The following is a 2,839-nucleotide window of genomic DNA, read 5'->3' on the forward strand; positions in this document are numbered from 1 at the left end:
GAGCGCGTGGACGTCCCCGGCCGGCGTCGCGGGGGCGCCCGCCAGGCGCTGCGGGTCCGCGTAGCCCGGCGTCAGCTCGACGAGCGGCGGCCCCCCGCCCGCGGCGGGTGCGGCCGCCACGAGCCCGGCGGTGCCGAGGTCGGCCAGCAGCGGTCGACCGTCCTCGGCGAAGAGGACGTTGCCCGGCGAGACGTCGCCGTGGACCACGCCGGAGGCGTGGAGGTCCGCCAGCGCCCCGGCCAGCGGGACGAGGAGGGTGACGACCTCGCCCGCGTCGAGGGCGCCGCGAGCGGCGACGAGCGCGCCGAGGCTGCCGCCGAGGGCGTGCTCGAGGACGAGGACGGGCCGCGCAGGAGCCCCGGCGGTGGCCGCCGTCTCGGTGACCCCCCGCAGACGCACGAGGTGGGGCCCGCCGAGCGCGGCCGCCAGCGCCGCCTCGTCCCGCAGGCGCGCCCGGACGGCCTCGTCCGCCGGCACCGACGTGCGCAGCACCTTGAGCGCGGCGGCCTCCCCGGTGGCCTCCTCGAGGGCGCGCCACACCTCGCCGGACCCGCCCCGCCCCAGCAGCCGCTGCACCGTCCACCCGGGGACGACGGGAGCGACGGCGGGCTCGTCCGCCGGGCCGTCGTCCGCGGTGACGGGCGGGTCGAGGCCCGGGAGCGCCTCCTCGGCCGGCACGACGCGCAGCGGCCAGGGCGCCGCCTCGACCCCCCGGTCCTCGAGCCGCTCCCACCACGGCGGGCCGGAGCCCCCACCGAGGTCGTCGTCCTCCCCCGCGCCCCGGTCGGGGCCGGGCCCCACCCGCGACGTCGGGTCCTCCCCGCCGTCGTCCGACCCCTCGGGCTCCCGCCCACCGCGCGCCGCGTGCCGTCCCACCACGTCTCCAGTGCAGCGCCTCGCGCCCGGCCCCGCAGGCGCCGTCCACAGGCGGCCCCCGGGCTCCTGCGACGAGAGCCGCGCCGGGGCGGAGCGCTGCGAGGGGCGAGCCCCGGGGCAGGATGGGAGCGTGCCCGCCGACGCCCCCACCGTCCTCGCGACCTCCGGGGGTCTGCGCCCCGGACGACGCACCCGCCTCGAGCTCTCCGGGCTCGTCCACCACGCCGTCGACCTGTCGGGCGCGACCGGGCGGCCCCCGCGCGTCGTCCACGTCGGCACCGCGGGTGGCGACCAGCGCTGGTTCGCCGCCGAGCTCTCGGAGGCCGCCCGCGTCGCGGGGATGCACCTCGAGCACCTCGCGCTGATGCCCATGCCCTCGCACGACGACGTGCGCGGCCTGCTGCTCGGCGCCGACGTCGTCTGGGTCGGCGGCGGGAGCGTCGCGGGCCTGCTGGCGCTGTGGCGCCTCCACGACCTGGGCCCGGTCATGGCGGAGGCGTGGCGGGCGGGCGTCGTCCTCTCGGGCGTGAGCGCGGGGTCGCTGTGCTGGCACGTCGGCGGCCCCACCGACTCCTTCGGGCCCGACCTGCGGCTCGTCACCGACGGCCTCGGGCTGCTGCCCTACGGCAACGGCGTCCACTACGACTCCGAGGAGCAGCGGCGCCCCCTCGTCCACCGCGCGGTCGCCGCCGGGGACCTGCCCCTGACGTACTGCACGGACGACGGCGCCGGCCTCGTCTACCGGGGCACCGAGCTGGTCGAGGTCGTCACCGACCGCCCGGCCGCGGCCGGCTACCGCGTCGAGCGCGACACGAGCGGGGCGGAGCCCCGCGCCGTCGAGACCCGCCTGGAGGCGCGGCTGCTCCCCCAGCCCTGATCCGCCAGCCCTGAGACCGCCGGCCCTGGTCACCCAGCCCCGAGCCGGTCAGGGAGCGAGGTCCGGCACCTCCACGGGGACGACCCGGCCCTGCGCGGCACTCGTGCGCGCCGCGTCGAGGACGGCGAGGACGGCGACCGCGTCGGCCGGGTCGACCGGCCACGGCCCGTCGCCGCGGACGGCGGCGGCCGCCGCGCGGTAGAGGTCGGCGTGCCCGCCCGGCGGCGTCGGCACCGGCGTGCGCTCCTCGCCGCGCACGACCCACCCGGTGCTGCCGGGCGCGTCGTCGAGGACGCCGGCGAAGCCCGAGACCTCCCCCTCGAACGGCACGACGACGTAGGAGCCCCGCGTGCCGAGGACCCGGGTGCGGGGCCCGGGGGCGCCGGCGGCGCTCACCGCCGAGAGGTGGCTGCGCGCCCCCTCCGCGTGGCGCAGCGCGAGGAAGGTCGTGTCCTCGGCGGCGGTCGTCACCGCCGAGACCTCGGCGTAGACCGACTCCACGGGCCCGAGCAGCTGCACCGCGGAGTCGACGAGGTGCGACTGCAGGTCGAGCAGGACCCCGCCGCCCTCCGACGGGGGCGCGTTCTCCCGCCAGCGGTCCTTGGGCACGGGCCGCCAGCGCTCCCAGCGCCGCTCGAGGCGCAGGACGTCGCCCAGCTCCCCCGCCGCGAGCACCGCGGCGAGCGCGCGCTGCTCGTCGTCCCAGCGCCGGTTCTGGAAGACGGTGAGCGGCACGCCCGCGGCCCGGGCGGCCCGCACGCAGCGCGCCGCGCCCTCGGCGTCGACCGCCAGCGGCTTGTCGACGAGCACCGGCCGACCGGCCGCGACGCAGGCGAGCACCTGCTCCTCGTGCACGCCCGTCGGCGAGGCCAGGACGACGAGCTCGACGCCGCCCGGGCCGTCCCCCGCCGCGAGGACGGCGTCGAGGTCCGGCACGACCCGCGCGCCCGGCACCTCCTGCGCGGCGGCGGCGGCCCGCTCCGGCGAGGCGGTGGCGACGAGGGCGACCTCGAGGCCCGCCTCGCGCAGCAGCGGGGCGTGGATGCCCCGCCCGGCGCTGCCGTAGCCGACGAGGCCGACCCGCAC

General features: G+C 80.2%; 3 protein-coding genes. 1 reads left to right on the forward strand and 2 read right to left on the reverse strand.

The genetic code is table 11. From position 1 onward, the window contains the following. A partial coding sequence (locus HLB09_RS15280; RefSeq protein WP_171204184.1) for a protein kinase domain-containing protein occupies window positions 1–879 on the reverse strand: 879 nt, incomplete at its 3' end. Window positions 880–1,006: 127 nt separating this feature from the next. Between HLB09_RS15280 and HLB09_RS15285 the strand changes: the two genes are divergently transcribed. Continuing rightward, the gene (locus tag HLB09_RS15285; RefSeq protein WP_171204185.1) at window positions 1,007–1,753 is read left to right on the forward strand and encodes a Type 1 glutamine amidotransferase-like domain-containing protein; all 747 of its coding nucleotides are present in this window, start codon (window positions 1,007–1,009) and stop codon (window positions 1,751–1,753) included. Window positions 1,754–1,801: 48 nt separating this feature from the next. Here the strand turns inward: HLB09_RS15285 and HLB09_RS15290 are convergent. Further along, a partial coding sequence (locus HLB09_RS15290) for a Gfo/Idh/MocA family protein (protein ID WP_212771186.1) occupies window positions 1,802–2,839 on the reverse strand: 1,038 nt, incomplete at its 5' end.

Origin of the sequence: Pseudokineococcus marinus (assembly GCF_013004605.1) — a bacterium.
Lineage (GTDB): Bacteria > Actinomycetota > Actinomycetes > Actinomycetales > Quadrisphaeraceae > Pseudokineococcus > Pseudokineococcus marinus.